Consider the following 15,020-nt stretch of genomic DNA (forward strand, 5'->3'; position numbering starts at 1 on the left):
CTATTCGCGCCCGAGGCTGTGCACCTTCTCCACCAGCCGCGATTGCACGGTGGGTGAGACGAACTTGTCCACCTCGCCGCCGAGGATGGCGATCTCGCGCACGAAGGTGCTGCTGATGAACTGGTACTTGTCGCTCGGCGTGAGGAACACGGTTTCCACGTCCGGCATCAGGCTGCGGTTCATGCCGGCCAGCTGGAACTCGTAGTCGAAGTCGGTGACGGCGCGCAGGCCGCGCACCATGGCCTTGGCGCCGCGGGCGACGACGAAGTCGCGCACGAGGCCGCTGAAGCCTTCCACGGAGACGGTCGGGTACTCCGCAAGCGCCTCGCGCGACATCTCGATGCGCTCCTGCAGCGTGAACAGCGCCTTCTTGTGGTGGCCGGCGGCGACCGCCACGATGACGCGGTCGAACAGCTGGCAGGCCCGCCGGACCACATCTTCGTGGCCCAGCGTGATCGGGTCGAAAGTGCCGGGGTAGACGGCGATCAGGCCCATGGCGATTCCTCAGGCGTTTTGCTGCGCTGCATTATGCAGGCTTCGGCGCGGCCGCCAGCAGGTGGGCGTGGACGGCCCCGGCTTTCAGGTGGCGATGCACGGCGAGCCCGAAGCCGGCGAGTTGCTGCGCCTTGTACTCGGTGGGCGCTTCCAGGTAGATGAAGCCCTCGGGCCGTACGGCAGGCACGGCCGCGGCCAGCGCCTTGTCGAACAGGTTCGCATCGAAAGGCGGGTCGAGGAAGACGAGGTCCATGGACGCGGGCGCCAGGCCGGCCAGCACGGTCAGGGCGTTGCCCCGCTGCACGCGCACGGCCGCCGCGTCCAGCTTCTTCTGAGTGGCGCGCAGCGCCGCGACGAGCTGCGCGTCCTGCTCCACCAGCAGCACGTCGGCCGCGCCGCGCGACGCAGCCTCGAAGCCGAGCGCTCCGGTGCCGGCGAACGCGTCGACACAGTGCCAGCCCGTGAGGTCCTGCCCGAGCCAGTTGAACAGGGTTTCCCGCACGCGGTCGGGCGTCGGGCGCAGCCCGGGCTTGTCCGCCACGGGCAGGCGGGTGCGCTTCCACAGGCCGCCGACGATCCGAACTTCGCTCATCGCGTGGACTTTAGCGCGCAAAAAAAGGGCGCGGCTTGCACCGCGCCCAACACTCTCTGTGTCCCTGTCGATCTCGCCTGTGTGACAGAGGCTTGCATTCTTGCCGTGTTTGCGTGGATGAGAGGCCGGCACCCTGTCAACTTTGACAGGGTGAACACTTCCCACTAACGGTTCGCGGCGCCGCCGACCACGACGGTCACCATCCGGTCCGGCTGCAGCTTGCGGGCGAACGCCGCGCGGATGTCGGCCGCCGTCACCTTCTCCACGCGGCTCGTCCAGGTGTCGAGGTAGTCGAGCGGCAGCCCGTGCCACGCGATGGATGCGAGGTTGTCCAGCAGCTTCGCGTTGCTGTCGATGCGCAGCGCGAAGCCGCCGATGAGGAAGTCCTTCGCGGCCTTCAGCTCCGCGTCGGTCGGGCCCTCGCGGACGAATCGAGCAACGACGTCGCGCGCGACCTGTACGGCCTGCGCGGCCTGGTCGGGCCGCGTCTGCAGGCCCACGGTGAAGGCGCCCGCATGCAGGCCCGGCGCGAAGTAGCTGTAGACGCTGTAGCTCAGGCCCCGCTTCTCGCGCACCTCGCTCGTCAGGCGCGAGACGAAACCGCCGCCGCCAAGGATGTAGTTGCCCACGAGGAGCGGGAAGTAGTCGGGGTCGTCGCGCTTGTAGCCCGGCTGGCCGATCAGCACCTGCGCCTGCGCGGCGGTCGGGAACGGGATCTCGCGAACCACAGGCGCGGCAAGCGGCTGCACTTCACCCACCGGGGGCAGCGGCTCGCAGCGGCCGGTGGCGGCGGGCAGGCGCGACAGGAGGCGCGTGGCGATCTCGTCGGCCTGCGCCCGCGTGACGTCCCCCACGATGCTCACCTTCGCGCGGCAGGGCTGCACGTAGCGGCGGTGCACTTCGCGCATGTCGGCGGTGGAGATGCGCGCAAGCGTTTCCTCCGTCGCCTCGTAGCCGTACGGGTGCCCGTTGTACACGGCCTGCGCGAACGCGCGGCTCGCGTGCGTGCCCGGCTTGGTGTTCGCTTCGCGGATGGCGGCCGAGATGCGCTGGCGCTCGCGTTCCCAGATCGCGTCCGGGAACGAGGGCTCGCCGATCTCGCGCGAGGCGAGTGCCACTGCCTTCGCAAGCAGCGGCGGGTCGGTGAGCGAGCGCATGGTGAAGCTCATGCGGTCCGAGCCGGCCGATGCGCCGAAGCCCGCGCCGAGGTCCGCCCAGGCTTCGGAGAGCTGGTTCTCGTCGAGCGCGGGCTCGCTGCCGCGCGCCTGCACGCCCTTGGACACCATCGTGGCCGTTGCGTCGGCCAGGCCCGCTTTCGCGGCGGGGTCGCGCCGGCCTCCGGCATCGAAATCGACTTCGACGTTCACGAAGGGCAGCGTGTGCGACTCGATCAGCCACACCCCCGTGCCGCCCGGCTGGGTCCAGTGCTGGATGGGCAGGGCGGCGAAGCTCGATGCAGCGGCAAGCGATGCGCAGGCCGCGAGGAAGCGAGTGAGGATGCGGGCCATCACGATGCCTCCCTGCCGCCATGCGCGGGCGCCGGGCGGCGCGGCTTCGCGTTCGGGTCCAGCGGCTGCGGCCGCAGTGTCGCAACCGTGAGCTGGTCGTCGCCGAAATACTTCGCGGCCACGTCCTGCACCTGCTTCGCGGTCACATTCCGCAAGCGCGAGACGAGGCGCTCGCCGGCGTCGGGCGGCAGGCCCTTGATCCACGCGCTCCCGAGCTCGCGGCCCTGGTTCATCATCGAGTCGAGCTTGTACACCTCGGCGGCGATCCACTGCGTCTTCACGCGATTGAGCTCGGCCTCCGTCACGCTTTCGCGCGCGACCCGCGCGACCTGCGCGCGCAGCGCCGCCTCCACCTGTTCCGGCGTCTTGCCGGGCGCGGGCACGCCTTCGAGCAGGAAGACCTGCGGGCCGCGGCCCCAGAGCCCGTTGCTCGCACCGACGGAGTCCGCGAGGCGATCGGGCCCCTGCGTCAGCGCGCGATCGAGGCGCGCGCCGGAATAGCCGTCCAGCACCGCCGAGAGCACCGTGAGCGCGAGCGCGTCGTCGTTGTCCGGCGAGGCATCGAACGACACGAGCCGCGGCACCTTGAACGCAAGCGCGACATACGCCTGCTCCGCGGGCGCCTTCAGCTCCACGCGCCGGATGCCGGCCTGCTTCGGCTCCTCGCGCGGCTTGCGCTCGGGCACGGCGCGCGTGGGGATGGCGCCGTAGTACTTGTCCGCAAGGCGCCGCACCTGCTGCGGGTCGACGTCGCCCACCACGACGACCGCGGCGTTCGCGGGCACGTAGTAGCGCTTGTAGAACTCGCGCGCATCGGCAGCGGTCATCGATTGCAGGTCGCTCATCCAGCCGACGATGGGCCGGCGATAGGGCGACGCCTGGAACGTCGCCGCATCCAGCACTTCGTGCAGCAACGCGCGCGGCTCTTCATCCGTGCGCATGCGCCGCTCTTCCTTCACCACCTCCAGCTCGCGCTTGAACTCCTCGTCCGGCCACTCGTTGTTGGCGAAGCGGTCGGACTCGAGCTTCATCACATCCTCGAGCTTCGTGTTGGGGATCTGCTGGTAGTAGCCGGTGTAGTCGCGGCCGGTGAAAGCGTTCTCGCGCCCGCCGAGGGCGGCGACGCGCCGCGAGAACTCGCCAGGCTTCACCTCCTTCGAGCCGCGGAACATCATGTGCTCCAGCACGTGCGCCACGCCGCTCGTGCCGTCCACTTCATCGTAGGCGCCCACGCGCACCCACATCATGTGGATCGCAGTGGGTGCGCGGTGGTCGGGCTTGACCCACAGCGTCATGCCGTTGGCGAGCTTGAACTGCTCGACCTGCGGTTTCTGTTGCGCGGTGGCGGGAGCCAGGGAAACGAAGGAAGCGGCGAGCGCGATCGCGCCCGCCAGGCGCAGCAAGGGCTGTTTCATAGAATCCTGTGATACCAGAAGCCTTCTCGATGTTCAGTTTCTTCCGCAAGAAGCCGGCGGCCACGCCGGCACCCGCACCCTCCACCACCGGCGGTTCGCTCATCGGCAGCGCGCTGGTGCAGCCGATGGAGATCCCCGTTCCCGCACCGGTCGCGCCGGAGCGGCAGAGCTGGATGGAGCGGCTGTCCGCGGGCCTGCGGAAAACCGGGTCCAGTATCTCGCAGGTGTTCACCGGCGCGGTGATCGATGAAACTCTTTATGAGGAGCTCGAGACCGCGCTGCTGATGGCCGACACGGGTGTCGCGGCCACGCAGTTCCTTCTGGATGAGGTGCGGCGCAAGGTCCAGCAGACCGGCGCGACGCGGCCGGTGCAGGCCAAGAACATCCTGGTCGATGCGCTCACGAAGCTGCTGCTGCCGTTGCAGAAGGAGCTCGTCATTGGCGAGCACCAGCCGACGGTGATCATGGTCGCGGGCGTCAATGGCGCAGGCAAGACCACCTCGATCGGCAAGCTCACCAAGCACCTCGCGGACGATGGCGAGACCGTGCTGCTGGCCGCGGCCGACACGTTCCGCGCGGCAGCGCGCGAGCAGCTCGCCGTCTGGGCCGACCGCAACAAGGTCGAGATCGTCAGCCAGGAGGGCGGCGACCCGGCGGCGGTGAGCTTCGATGCGGTCACTGCAGGCAAGGCGCGCGGCAAGGATGTGGTGATCGTCGACACGGCCGGGCGGCTGCCGACGCAGCTGCACCTGATGGAAGAGCTTCGCAAGATCAAGCGCGTGGTGACCAAGGCCGAGCCTTCGGGTCCGCACGAGGTGCTGCTCGTCATCGACGGCAACACCGGGCAGAACGCGCTGTCCCAGGTGAAGACATTCGACGATGCGCTGAAGCTCACCGGCCTCGTCGTGACCAAGCTCGACGGCACCGCGAAGGGCGGCGTGCTGGCCGCCATCGCGCAGGAGAAGCCGGTGCCGGTCTACTTCATCGGCGTCGGCGAAAAGCTCGAGGACCTGGAGACGTTCAACGCGCGGGAGTTTGCGCTGGCGCTGCTGCAGTGAGCACGACCTGCTCGCGCGCCCATTGCGCGTAGGCGTCGCTCGCGGACATCGGCACGGCCAGGAACTGCGGCACGTCGTACGGGTGCTGCTCGCGGAAGAATGCCTCGATGGACGCCCGGGCTTGCGGCAGTGTCTTGATCACCAGCCGCACTTCGCTTTCGGCGCAAAGCTCGCCCTTCCACCGGTAGAACGAAGTGAGCCCGTCGTCCAGTTGCACGCACGCGGCAAGCCGCCGCTCGACCAGCTCACGCGCGAGCCGCTCGCCGTCGGCGCGCGATGCGACGGTGGTGGTGATCGCCAAAATGTCTGTTTCTTTACAGTTTTCCATGGCGCGGGCTCCCAGAATCCCGGCATTCTCACCCCGGAGCGCCGCATGAACACCACCACCGCCGAGACCGCCGCCGTCCCCGCGCAGCGCCGGGTCGACCAGCTGCTGGCCCACTACGGCGAAAGCCACCGCAACCCGCGCAACGAGGCGATCCATTGCGTGGCCATCCCGCTGATCATGCTCAGCCTTGTCGGCCTGCTGTTCTCGGCGCATCCGTGGGCCGCGTACATCTTCGTCGCAGCGAGCATGGTCTACTACGCGCGACTCTCGGCGGTGTTCCTGGTGACCATGGCCGTCGTCTCGGTCGCGATGCTGGCCGTGGTCCACGCCATGGGCGACAAGGTGCTGCCGATCTCGGTGGCGGTGTTCGTGCTCGCGTGGATCGCCCAGTTCGTCGGGCACAAGATCGAAGGCAGGAAGCCTTCCTTCTTCGAGGACCTGCAGTACCTGTGGGTGGGACCGCTGTTCGTGCTGAGCCTTCTCTTCCGGAAGCTCAACATCCGCTGGTAACAACGATCTCCGCCGGCACGCCCAGCAGCGTCTTGGGCGCACCCACCGTGCTGCTCGTCGCCTGGAACCAGATGCCGGCGAAGTGCGTGTGCTCCAGGATGACCGAGGCCGCGGCCACCTTGCGGATGCGCGCGTCGATCACGGGCATGTTCTGCAGCAGCACGGGCGTGAGCACGGGGTCCCAGCGCACGATGCGGACGTAGCCGGCGAACGCCGTCAGCCCGGTGGGGCCCGTGCCCGAGCGCCTGACGTCGATCTCGATGCTCTCGGCCGGCACCAGCATGCGGCGCAGGCACTCGGCGATCACCTTGAGGTAGTAGCTTTCGATGTCGCTGTTGGTGAGCTGGGAGGAGTTCGCGGCCCCGGAACCGGCCTCCCGGCGGGCGAACAGGCGCCCGATCATCGCTTTCATGGTCCGCTCCTGGTAAGTCGAAAGATGTTACTCCGGGCCGCCGGCCAGCTTGGAGGGAACTCCCCTCCTTCTTAGGTATCAGCCCTCTGGAGTTCAGGGTTAACCCGAGGTGGGCTATCGTTTCCATGGAACCTCTCGATTAGCACTCTCTCTAACCGAGTGCTAATATTTGAGGGTAAGAAAGGAGTTTCTGGCATGTCCCAATCCATTGGAGCCTCTGCAACCACGGCCCTGGCTGTCGCCAACCCGTGGGCGGTCGTTCCGTCCCTGGGCAACCTGGATGCGTACATCACGGCCGTGAACCGGCTGCCGATGCTCACGCCCGAGGAAGAACTCGAATTCGCGCGCAAGCTCAAGGAGCACAACGACCTGGAAGCCGCCGGTAAGCTGGTGCTGTCGCACCTGCGGCTGGTCGTGTCCGTCTCGCGCAAGTACCTGGGCTACGGCCTGCCGCATGGCGACCTGATCCAGGAAGGCAACATCGGCCTGATGAAGGCCGTCAAGCGCTTCGACCCCGACCAGGGCGTGCGCCTGGTCAGCTACGCGCTGCACTGGATCAAGGCCGAGATCCACGAGTACATCCTGAAGAACTGGCGCATGGTCAAGGTCGCCACGACCAAGGCCCAGCGCAAGCTGTTCTTCAACCTGCGTTCGATGAAGCAGGGCTTCAAGGACGACGAGGGCGCGCAGACGCACCGCGACACGCTGACGGACGCGCAGATCGACGTGATGGCGCGCGAGCTGAACGTCAAGCGCGAGGAAGTCGTCGAGATGGAAACGCGCATGTCCGGTGGCGACGTCATGCTGGACCCGGGCCCGACGGACGACGGCGACGAAGGCTTCGGCCCGATCGCCTACCTCGCCGACGCCGCGCACGAGCCGACGGCGGTGCTCGAAGGCCAGCAGCGCGACACGATGGCCACCGACGGCATCGCCGCCGCGCTGGAACAGCTCGACGCCCGCAGCCGCCGCATCGTCGAGGAGCGCTGGCTGAAGGTCAACGACGACGGCTCCGGCGGCATGACGCTGCACGAGCTGGCCGCCGAGTACGGCGTTTCGGCCGAGCGCATCCGGCAGATCGAATCGGCCGCGATGAAGAAGATGAAGAAGGCGCTGGCGGCTTACGCCTGACGTTGCGCATCCGCGCCACACCGCGCGATGCATGTCCCTACAGCCCGGCCGATCGCCGGGCTTTTTATTGCCGATCCTGTAACAATGTTCCTCGTGAGGAGAGGGCTGCGACACGTCGGGTGGTTGGTCTGGCTCGGCCTGCTGTGGCTGGGCCTGCCGTGCCTCGCCCGCGCGCAGGACGTGTTGCCTGCGGACTCGCTGCATGCGGCGCCCATCCCTCCTGCGATCCGCCTCGTACCGGGCATGGAGGGCGTGCCCCTGCATGGCCGCAGCCGCTACTGGGTCGACGAGACCGGGCGCAAGAGCGTCGACGAGGTCGAGGCGGGCGTGCAGCTGCCGTGGGCACCGCGCGACGCGAGCCAGCAGCACAACATCGACGGCAAGGGCATGTGGATCCAGTTCGATGCGATTGCCACGGTCGACGGCCGCTGGTTCGTCGAGATCGCGCTGTCGGGGCTGGACCGCGCGCAGCTGTTCTACCGTGACGCGCGCGGCGCGTGGGTCGTGCAGGAGGCGGGGGACAGCAAGCCCGTCTCGCAGTGGCCGTTGCCCGGCCGCGTGCCCACTTTCGAGCTGGCGCACGAAGTGGGGCGTACCGTGCGCTACTGGCTGCGTGTGGAACATGCCCGCGTGAACTTCGCCGCGCCCATCGCGCTGTACGACCAGGGGCGGCTGATCGCCACGCGCGAGCGCGAGCAGTTCCTGCTGGGCGCTTACTTCGGCCTCGCGGCGCTGATCACGATCGTGGCGTTCGCCAACGCCGTGGCTTTCCGCGACCGCAGCTTCGGCGCCTACGCGATCTACGTCGCGCTGCTCGCGATCGGGCAAGCGGCGTACCTGGGCGTGGGCGCGCAGCACCTGTGGGACCACATGCTGCGCTGGAACGAGACGGCCACTTTCCTGCTGCCCGGCATCTCCACCGCGGCCGGCCTGTGGTTCGTGCACACGGTCACCGAGCCCGTGCGCTTCTCGCGCCTGCTCGACATGGTGGTGTGGGGCGTGATCGCCGCGTTGATGATCGCCGTGGGCATCGACACGATGGTGACCTCGCGCGTGACGTTCGGCATCGTGATGCTGCTGACGACCTTCGCGCTCGCGCTGGTCTTCGTCCTCATCCTGCTCGTGTGGAAGCGCGGCGACGACCCGACGATCCGCCTGATCGCGCTGGGCTTCCTGCCGGTGCTGGTGATGGCGATTTTCCCGGTGGCGCGCGGCCTCAATCTCATCCCGAACAGCGCCCTCACGCGCTACGGCCTCACGATGGGTGCGGTGCTGGAGATGCCGATCCTGTTCTATGCGCTCAGCCTGCGCGGCGCGCGGCGGCGTGAGTCGCTCGTGCGTGCGATGGCGCTGCAGCACACGGACGCACTCACGGGCCTGGCCCACAGCCGCAGCCTGCTCACGCGGCTGGAAGCGGCGCTCGTGCGCGCGCGCAGCCAACGCCACCCGTGTGCCCTGCTGGGCGTGAAGATCTCCAACTTCGAAGCCATCGTCAGCGAGTACGGGCGCGAAGCGGCGGAGAAAGCGCTCGTCGTTGCCGCCTCGATCCTGCGCCGCGCGATCACCGACGTGGACCTCGCCGCGCGCGTGGGCGACAACGAGTTCATGCTGCTGCTGGAAGGGCCGACCACCACTGCGGCCGCGATGTCGCGCGCGCAGCAGGTCATTGCCACCGGCCTGCGCCCCGCGGAAGCGCTGCCGCCGGGGCTCACACTGAAGTTCCACGTTTCCGTGGCGCTGTTGCCCGACCGGGACCTCGACCCGGCCGGCAGCCTGAAGTGGGTCCTCGAGGGCGTGAACAGCATTCCTTACGACGCGCGCAAACTGATCCGTCCGCTCAATTTCTGAGCGGTAGCATTGGGGGATGAAAATCACCTCGCGCCGTACCGTTCTCGCGCTCGCCCTCGCCGCCGCCTGCGCACCTGCCCTCGCCCAGAAATCCGCCCCGGCCGCCTGGCCGACAAAGCCCGTGCGCATCCTCGTCGGCTTCCCCGCCGGCTCCACGCCGGACCTCGTTGCCCGCACGATCTCCGAGCCGCTGTCCAAGGCGCTCGGCCAGCCCGTGATCGTGGAGAACAAGCCGGGCGCCGGCGGCAACATCGCCGCCGACCAAGTGGCCAAGGCCACCGACGAGCACACGATCGGCGTGCTGATCAACGGCAACATGACGATCGCGAAGCTGCTGAACCCCGCGACGCCGTTCGATCCGCTGAAGGACCTCGCGCCCGTGAGCCTGATCGGCACGGCGCCGCTGCTGCTCACCGCATCGGCCAGCGTGCCGTTCAACAGCGCGCAGGAGTTCTTCCTCGCCGCTCGCAACGCCGGCAACAAGTGGAGCTACGGCACGCCCGGCGTGGGCACCGTGGGCCACATCGGCATGGAACTGCTGAAGACCAAGACGAACATCGACCCCGTGCACGTGCCCTACCCGGGCAACCCGCAGGTGATCAACGCCTTGATCGCGGGCCAGGTGCAGCTGTCGCTGCTGCCGCCCGGGCTTGCCGCGCCGCAGATCCGTGCGGGCAAGCTCAAGGCCGTGGGTGTGACTTCGTCGGGCCGCAGTTCGCTGGTGCCCGAGTTCGCGAGCCTGGATGAGAGCGGTGCGACGCGTGGTTTCCAGCTGGAGATCTGGACCGCCGCAGCTGCGCCTGCTTCGATGCCGAAGCCGATCGTGAACAAGCTCTCGACCCTGATCGCGCAGATCGCGCGGACGCCCGAGGTGCGCCAGCGGCTGTTCCAGCAGGGCTGGCAAGTGGCGGGGACTTCGGCCGAGGGTCTTGCGAATCGCATCAAGGCGGACACGGCGCTGCTGGGCGGCGTGATCCAGATGCGGAACATCAAAGCCGAGTGAGGCTGCGCCGCGCGCGCCTGACGATGTAGTTCGTCTCGGGTGCGCGAGAGACGCGAATCCATCGCGTGCAAGTCTCGTCGACCCATTCCGGCTGCGTCTTGCTTGCGTCGTTCAACCAGTTCGCAACCGAGTTCTGCACGTAGCGGCTCGGGTCGGCCTTGAGCGGCTCCAGTAGCGGCAAAGCGCGCCAGGGTTCGGCCTTCAGCGTTTCGATCTGTGCGCACCAGACACCGCGCGGTCGCGTCGCTTCACTGGCGAAACGGCGAATGTTCGGGTCGGGGTGCGTGGCCCACGCAGCGAGCAGCTCGACAGCTTCGTCCACCGAACCGGCGATCTCGTCGCGCACCGCCATCCACGCGATCTCGCGCACGCCGAAATGCGGATCGGCCGCGAATCGCCACGTCGAATCCAGCTTGCGCGGCAAGGCAAGCGACGAGAACATCGTCCACTGCGCCGCCCAGCAGCGCGCGACATCGCTCGCGTGCGTCGCGAGCTTGTGCGCGATGCCATCGCGGTCGTCTCGAGGTTCGGTCAGGTCGTAGAGAGCGCGGGCAACATGCTCGTGCCGCTTCACGGGTTTGAACGCGGAGAGCATCGCCAGCGTGTCGTCGAGCCGCTCCGACGCCGGGTCGAGCCCGATAGCCCGCGCGACATTGCGCGCGAGCCGCGGCAGGTCGAGCGCAAGGAACTCGTTGAGGTTGACCGTGTGCACCAGCCCGTCGTTCAGGGCTTCCAGCACCTCTGGCGGGATCAGCGCGATGCGCGCCGCGCCCCTTCGCCCGAGGAGGTGCTGGACCATCAGGCCTCTTTCAAGAGAAGCTTCAGGTCGTCGGCCAGCGCCTGCGCCCCGCTGCCATAGCGCGTGTAGAGACGCAGCCGTCCCTGCGGGTCGTAGATGTAACTCGCCGCCGAGTGGTCCATCGTGTAGCTGCCCGGCGCCTTGCCTTCGACCTTCTTGTAGAACACCTTGAAGTCCTTCGCCATGGCGGCCACCTGCTCGGGCGAGCCGCGCAGCGCCACGAAGCCGGGGTCGAAGTTCCCCATGTAGGCCTTCAGCACCTCGGGCGTGTCGCGCTCGGGGTCGACCGTGACGAAGACCGCCTGCACCTTGTCGCCGTCGACCCCGAGCAGCTTCTTCGCCTGCGCGATCTCGGTCATCGTCGTGGGGCAGACGTCGGGGCACTGCGTGTAGCCGAAGAACAGCACCACGGCCTTGCCCTTGAAGTCCTTGAGGCTGCGCACCTGCCCGTTCACGTCGGGCAACTGGAAGTCCTTCGCGTAGTCGGCGCCGGTCAGGTCGACCGACTTGAACTGCGGCTTGCTTTCCATGCATGCCCCGAGGGCGGCTGCGGAGGCGAGGACCAGCAGGGAGCGGCGTTGGAGTTTCATGTCAGAACACGTAGTGGTCCACCAGCAGCGCGGCGAACAGCACGCTCAGGTGGATCAGGGAAAAACGGAACGTCTTGCGCGCGAGCGCATCGGAGTAGTCGCGCCACAGCCGGAAACCATACATCGTGAAGCCGGCCGACAGCACCAGCGCCGCCGCGAGGTAGATCCACGAGCTCATGCCGTACGCGAAGGGCATCAGGCAAGCGCCCCACAGCACCAGCGTGTAGAGGAACACCTGCAGGCGCGTGAACTCGTTGCCGTGCGTCACCGGCAGCATCGGCAGGCCGGACTTGCGGTAATCCTCCACGCGATACAGCGCGAGCGCCCAGAAGTGCGGCGGCGTCCACAGGAAGATGATGAGGAAGAGGATCAGCGCCTCGGGGCCAACGTCGCCTCGCAGAGCCGCCCAGCCCAGCACCGGCGGCATCGCGCCGGACGCGCCGCCGATCACGATGTTCTGCGGCGTGAGCGGCTTGAGGATCACCGTGTAGATGACCGCATAGCCGATGAAGGTGGCCAGCGTGAGCCACATCGTCAGCGGGTTCACGTACGCATACAGCAGCCACGAGCCGAGGGCGCAGAGGACCGTGGCGAACGCCAGCGTCTGCCAGTCGCTCAGCTCGCCGCGCGCCGTCGGGCGCCAGGCGGTGCGGCGCATCTTGGCGTCGATGCCTTTCTCGACGAGGCAGTTGAAGGCCGCTGCCGCGCCGGCCACGAGCCAGATGCCGAAGCATGCAATGGCCGCGATGCGCACGTCGTCCAGCGACGGAACGCCGGGCACCGCCAGCACCATGCCGATGAGCGCGCAGAACACGATGAGCTGCACGACCCGGGGCTTGGTCAGCGCATAGAACTGTGCAAAGCGGCTCATCGCGATCGAGCCTCGCAAAGCGCCCAGGTGAGCACCACCACCAGCGCACCCGCGCCGCCGGTGTGCATCACCGCGGCCACGAGCGGCCAGTCGAGCACCACGTTCGTGAGGCCGGTGGCGAACTGCAGCGCGGCGAGGCCGGCGAGCCACCGGGCCTGCACCGCGAGCGGCCCGCGCCACAGGCGCCACGAAGCCACGGCGAGCGCGGCGAGCACGACATACGCCACGAGCCGGTGCGTGTAGTGGATCGCGGTCAGCGCCGCGAAGGCAATGTGCTCGCCCTCGCCGGTCTTGCCCAGGTCGCGCCACAGCTCGAACCCCTGCGCGAAATCCATGTGCGGCCACCAGCTGCCCTGGCACTGCGGGAACTCGCTGCACGCCAGCACCGCGTAGTTCGTGCTGACCCAGCCGCCCAATGCCACTTGCAGCCATACGAGCGCGAACGCAGCCCACAGCCAGCGGCGATGCGCTGCCGCTACGGCCATGCGCGGGTTCACGCGGTACGCCTCCGCCTGCATCGTGAGCTGTGCCAGCAGCACGAGCCCGCCGAGAAGGTGCAGCGTGACGATGGCCGGCTGCAGCTTCATCGTCACCGTCAGCGCGCCGAACGCGCCCTGGATGCACACCCACACGAGCGTGATCGCCGGCCACCACGGGTTCACGGCATTCGCATCGCGCCGCTGCACCCATGTGGCCGCGGTGATGGTGAGGATCAGCACGCCCACCGCCGTCGCGAAGTAGCGGTGGATCATCTCGATCCACGCCTTGGTGTGCGTCACGGGCCCGGTGGGCATCTCCTGCTGGGCGAGCGTGATCTCCGCGTGGGCCCCGGTCGGGCTCGCGGAACCGTAGCAGCCGGGCCAGTCCGGGCAGCCGAGGCCCGAATCGGTCAGGCGCGTGAAGGCGCCGAACATCACGAGGTCGAACGTGAGGAAGAGCGTGATCAATGTCAGCGCCGCCAGCCGGCCACGCGCGGCGGCCTGCCGGTTGCGCAGCCACACCCACGAGATGGGCCCGCAGGCGATCGCGAGCCCGAGCAGCATGACGCGCAGCACGGGGGCGAGGTTGTAGAGCGACTCGGCGGCCTGCATCAGCGCCCTGCCTTGTCCCACGATGCGGAGGCGCGCAGCAGCCGCTCGAGGTCGCGCTTGACCTTGGGCGCGGTGCCGATGTCCTGCCCGGCGGGGAAGCGCATCATCCAGCGGCCCTGCGGGTCGACGACGTAAAGGTGGTCGCGCAAAGCGTGCCCCTGCGCGGGCGCGAGCCACTGCGAAAGCTGCGCCTCGTCCATCTGCACCACGGTGGCTTCGGCAAGGGCGGGCTTCAGCGCGTCACGCACCGGCGTGCGGTCGGAGACGATCCACACCCAGTCCACGCGGTCCTTGTCCTTGCCGAGGCCCTCGCGCAGCTGGCGTTGCAGGTACAGGTGTTTCTCGCACGCGGCCTCGCACGCACCGCCGGCCACGCTCACCAGCAGCCACTGGCCCTTCAGTTGCGCGAGCTGCGCGGGCAGCTCAGGCTGCGACATGATGAGCTCGCCGTAGTTGCGGCGGCCCTCGGGGCGGACGACGTAGTAGGTGAAGTACGACGCGACGACTGGCGCCGCGCACACGGCGAGCACGGCCAGCATCTTCCAGCGGCCGCTGACCGTGCGCTGCTCCTCGGCCAGCGCCGCTTCCTGCGGCACGGGCAGCGAGTGCACCGTCAAGCCAAGCGGCTCATCGAGGCGCTCGGGCTGCGCGGGATGGGCGGACGAATTGGAACCAGACATAAAGGATGGCGATCAGGGCGCTCAGGGCCCACCACTGGAAGGCATAGCCCCAGTTCTTCTCGGCGCCGCTGCCCGCCTGCGGCCACCGGCGCGAAAGGCCTTCGGACGCCGGGCCGAGCTGCTGCACGGAAAACTGTGTCGCGAGGGGCAGGCGCGACTCGGCGCCGAAACGGGCCAGGTCGAGATTTTGCCGGATCGGGCCCTGCTCGGCCTCGGCGAAGGCATAAAGCTTGGCGGGGGGCGGGGCGATGCGGGCTTCGATCTCTACGGTGCCCGCCGGCGTCGTGACGGCAGGCAACTGCTCGCGCCGCTCGAAATTGCGCGGCGCCCAGCCGCGCTGCACGGCAACGGCGCCCCCGTCCACCTGCAGGGGTGCGACGACGTAGAAACCGACCTTGCCTTCCATCTGCCGGTTGTCCAGGAATACCACGGGTGCGCCCCAGGTGCCGCGCAGGCGCACGCGGCGGTGCTGGAAGGGGGCGATGTCGGGAGCGGCCAGTACCTCGCGGATATCGACCGGGGGCAGCTTCTCGCGCGCCTCCATGGCCGATTGCAGCTCGAGCTTCTGCTGCGCGCGGCCCCATTGCCAGAAACCGAGCGCCAGGGTCACGGCGCAGCCCAGCATTGCCGCGGCCGTGACGAGCCAGGAGCGCCGACCCTTCATGCGCTGCCCGGCGGGATAATCGGAG

17 protein-coding genes are annotated in these 15,020 nt (G+C 68.4%); 5 read left to right on the top strand and 12 right to left on the bottom strand.

Translation table 11 applies throughout. The annotated features are described in order from the left end of the window. From coaD to H8R02_RS01550, 4 genes are all read right to left on the bottom strand, one after another. Positions 1-501: a pantetheine-phosphate adenylyltransferase gene (coaD, locus tag H8R02_RS01535; RefSeq protein ID WP_187080570.1), complete on the bottom strand. Its 501-nt coding sequence runs from the start codon at positions 499-501 to the stop codon at positions 1-3. A 25-nt stretch (positions 502-526) separates the two neighbouring features. Next, positions 527-1,087 carry a 16S rRNA (guanine(966)-N(2))-methyltransferase RsmD gene (gene rsmD / locus H8R02_RS01540; protein WP_187079578.1) on the bottom strand — a complete coding sequence of 187 codons (561 nt, stop codon included), beginning with the start codon at positions 1,085-1,087 and terminating at the stop codon, positions 527-529. Positions 1,088-1,251: 164 nt separating this feature from the next. Then, positions 1,252-2,595 carry a M16 family metallopeptidase gene (locus H8R02_RS01545; RefSeq protein ID WP_187079579.1) on the bottom strand — a complete coding sequence of 448 codons (1,344 nt, stop codon included), beginning with the start codon at positions 2,593-2,595 and terminating at the stop codon, positions 1,252-1,254. Further along, positions 2,595-4,010 (bottom strand): M16 family metallopeptidase, encoded by a 1,416-nt coding sequence (locus H8R02_RS01550; protein ID WP_187079580.1) that lies wholly within the window; start codon positions 4,008-4,010, stop codon positions 2,595-2,597. The genes H8R02_RS01545 and H8R02_RS01550 overlap by 1 nt, the downstream gene beginning before the upstream one ends. A 29-nt stretch (positions 4,011-4,039) precedes the next feature. Between H8R02_RS01550 and ftsY the strand changes: the two genes are divergently transcribed. Next, positions 4,040-5,068, top strand: coding sequence for a signal recognition particle-docking protein FtsY (gene ftsY / locus H8R02_RS01555; protein WP_187079581.1), 1,029 nt, complete (start codon positions 4,040-4,042; stop codon positions 5,066-5,068). On the opposite strand, the gene cutA is transcribed toward ftsY, so the two are convergent. Then, on the bottom strand, positions 5,031-5,369 hold the full coding sequence (cutA, locus tag H8R02_RS01560; RefSeq protein WP_222622305.1) for a divalent-cation tolerance protein CutA: 339 nt from the start codon (positions 5,367-5,369) through the stop codon (positions 5,031-5,033). The genes ftsY and cutA overlap by 38 nt on opposite strands. Positions 5,370-5,441: 72 nt before the next feature. Here cutA and H8R02_RS01565 point away from each other — a divergent pair, with 72 nt between their 5' ends. Continuing rightward, the gene (locus H8R02_RS01565; protein WP_187079583.1) at positions 5,442-5,906 is read left to right on the top strand and encodes an Mpo1 family 2-hydroxy fatty acid dioxygenase; all 465 of its coding nucleotides are present in this window, start codon (positions 5,442-5,444) and stop codon (positions 5,904-5,906) included. On the opposite strand, the gene H8R02_RS01570 is transcribed toward H8R02_RS01565, so the two are convergent. Continuing rightward, on the bottom strand, positions 5,890-6,318 hold the full coding sequence (locus H8R02_RS01570) for a hypothetical protein (protein WP_187079584.1): 429 nt from the start codon (positions 6,316-6,318) through the stop codon (positions 5,890-5,892). The two genes, H8R02_RS01565 and H8R02_RS01570, sit on opposite strands and share 17 nt — an antisense overlap. Before the next feature lie 195 nt (positions 6,319-6,513). On the opposite strand from H8R02_RS01570, the gene rpoH reads away from it, so the two are divergent. The 3 genes from rpoH (at position 6,514) to H8R02_RS01585 (ending at position 10,300) form a co-directional block, all read left to right on the top strand. Next, positions 6,514-7,449 carry an RNA polymerase sigma factor RpoH gene (rpoH, locus tag H8R02_RS01575; RefSeq protein ID WP_187079585.1) on the top strand — a complete coding sequence of 312 codons (936 nt, stop codon included), beginning with the start codon at positions 6,514-6,516 and terminating at the stop codon, positions 7,447-7,449. A gap of 93 nt (positions 7,450-7,542) precedes the next feature. Further along, positions 7,543-9,297 (top strand): sensor domain-containing diguanylate cyclase, encoded by a 1,755-nt coding sequence (locus H8R02_RS01580; RefSeq protein ID WP_187079586.1) that lies wholly within the window; start codon positions 7,543-7,545, stop codon positions 9,295-9,297. 16 nt (positions 9,298-9,313) lie between these two features. Next, positions 9,314-10,300 carry a Bug family tripartite tricarboxylate transporter substrate binding protein gene (locus tag H8R02_RS01585; RefSeq protein ID WP_187079587.1) on the top strand — a complete coding sequence of 329 codons (987 nt, stop codon included), beginning with the start codon at positions 9,314-9,316 and terminating at the stop codon, positions 10,298-10,300. Here the strand turns inward: H8R02_RS01585 and H8R02_RS01590 are convergent. From H8R02_RS01590 to H8R02_RS01615, 6 genes are read right to left on the bottom strand one after another with little or no spacing between them, the layout of a single operon-like run. Beyond that, positions 10,287-11,099, bottom strand: coding sequence for a DNA alkylation repair protein (locus H8R02_RS01590; protein ID WP_187079588.1), 813 nt, complete (start codon positions 11,097-11,099; stop codon positions 10,287-10,289). The two genes, H8R02_RS01585 and H8R02_RS01590, sit on opposite strands and share 14 nt — an antisense overlap. Further along, complete coding sequence (locus tag H8R02_RS01595; protein ID WP_187079589.1) at positions 11,099-11,689, bottom strand: SCO family protein; 591 nt, start codon at positions 11,687-11,689, stop codon at positions 11,099-11,101. Before H8R02_RS01595 ends, H8R02_RS01590 begins: the two co-directional genes overlap by 1 nt. A gap of 1 nt (position 11,690) precedes the next feature. Continuing rightward, the gene (gene cyoE, locus H8R02_RS01600; protein WP_187079590.1) at positions 11,691-12,560 is read right to left on the bottom strand and encodes a heme o synthase; all 870 of its coding nucleotides are present in this window, start codon (positions 12,558-12,560) and stop codon (positions 11,691-11,693) included. After that, a complete protein-coding gene (locus H8R02_RS01605; RefSeq protein WP_187080571.1) occupies positions 12,557-13,651 on the bottom strand; it encodes a COX15/CtaA family protein in 1,095 nt (364 codons plus the stop codon). The genes cyoE and H8R02_RS01605 overlap by 4 nt, the downstream gene beginning before the upstream one ends. Next, positions 13,651-14,331, bottom strand: coding sequence for an SCO family protein (locus tag H8R02_RS01610; protein ID WP_187079591.1), 681 nt, complete (start codon positions 14,329-14,331; stop codon positions 13,651-13,653). Before H8R02_RS01610 ends, H8R02_RS01605 begins: the two co-directional genes overlap by 1 nt. Continuing rightward, positions 14,279-14,995, bottom strand: coding sequence for an SURF1 family protein (locus H8R02_RS01615; protein WP_187079592.1), 717 nt, complete (start codon positions 14,993-14,995; stop codon positions 14,279-14,281). Before H8R02_RS01615 ends, H8R02_RS01610 begins: the two co-directional genes overlap by 53 nt. Between the last annotated feature and the right edge of the window lie 25 nt (positions 14,996-15,020).

This window comes from Ramlibacter albus (assembly GCF_014297445.1).
Classification (GTDB): Bacteria; Pseudomonadota; Gammaproteobacteria; order Burkholderiales; family Burkholderiaceae_C; genus Ramlibacter; species Ramlibacter albus.

What these genes read in the sequence shown, in the direction of transcription:
- rsmD (WP_187079578.1), bottom strand. Translation starts at nt 1,087, where the DNA reads ATGAGCGAAGTTCGGATCGTCGGCGGCCTGTGGAAGCGCACCCGCCTG.
- H8R02_RS01545 (WP_187079579.1), bottom strand. Translation starts at nt 2,595, where the DNA reads ATGGCCCGCATCCTCACTCGCTTCCTCGCGGCCTGCGCATCGCTTGCC.
- H8R02_RS01550 (WP_187079580.1), bottom strand. Translation starts at nt 4,010, where the DNA reads ATGAAACAGCCCTTGCTGCGCCTGGCGGGCGCGATCGCGCTCGCCGCT.
- ftsY (WP_187079581.1), top strand. Translation starts at nt 4,040, where the DNA reads ATGTTCAGTTTCTTCCGCAAGAAGCCGGCGGCCACGCCGGCACCCGCA.
- H8R02_RS01565 (WP_187079583.1), top strand. Translation starts at nt 5,442, where the DNA reads ATGAACACCACCACCGCCGAGACCGCCGCCGTCCCCGCGCAGCGCCGG.
- H8R02_RS01570 (WP_187079584.1), bottom strand. Translation starts at nt 6,318, where the DNA reads ATGAAAGCGATGATCGGGCGCCTGTTCGCCCGCCGGGAGGCCGGTTCC.
- rpoH (WP_187079585.1), top strand. Translation starts at nt 6,514, where the DNA reads ATGTCCCAATCCATTGGAGCCTCTGCAACCACGGCCCTGGCTGTCGCC.
- H8R02_RS01585 (WP_187079587.1), top strand. Translation starts at nt 9,314, where the DNA reads ATGAAAATCACCTCGCGCCGTACCGTTCTCGCGCTCGCCCTCGCCGCC.
- H8R02_RS01590 (WP_187079588.1), bottom strand. Translation starts at nt 11,099, where the DNA reads ATGGTCCAGCACCTCCTCGGGCGAAGGGGCGCGGCGCGCATCGCGCTG.
- H8R02_RS01595 (WP_187079589.1), bottom strand. Translation starts at nt 11,689, where the DNA reads ATGAAACTCCAACGCCGCTCCCTGCTGGTCCTCGCCTCCGCAGCCGCC.
- cyoE (WP_187079590.1), bottom strand. Translation starts at nt 12,560, where the DNA reads ATGAGCCGCTTTGCACAGTTCTATGCGCTGACCAAGCCCCGGGTCGTG.
- H8R02_RS01605 (WP_187080571.1), bottom strand. Translation starts at nt 13,651, where the DNA reads ATGCAGGCCGCCGAGTCGCTCTACAACCTCGCCCCCGTGCTGCGCGTC.
- H8R02_RS01610 (WP_187079591.1), bottom strand. Translation starts at nt 14,331, where the DNA reads ATGTCTGGTTCCAATTCGTCCGCCCATCCCGCGCAGCCCGAGCGCCTC.
- H8R02_RS01615 (WP_187079592.1), bottom strand. Translation starts at nt 14,995, where the DNA reads ATGAAGGGTCGGCGCTCCTGGCTCGTCACGGCCGCGGCAATGCTGGGC.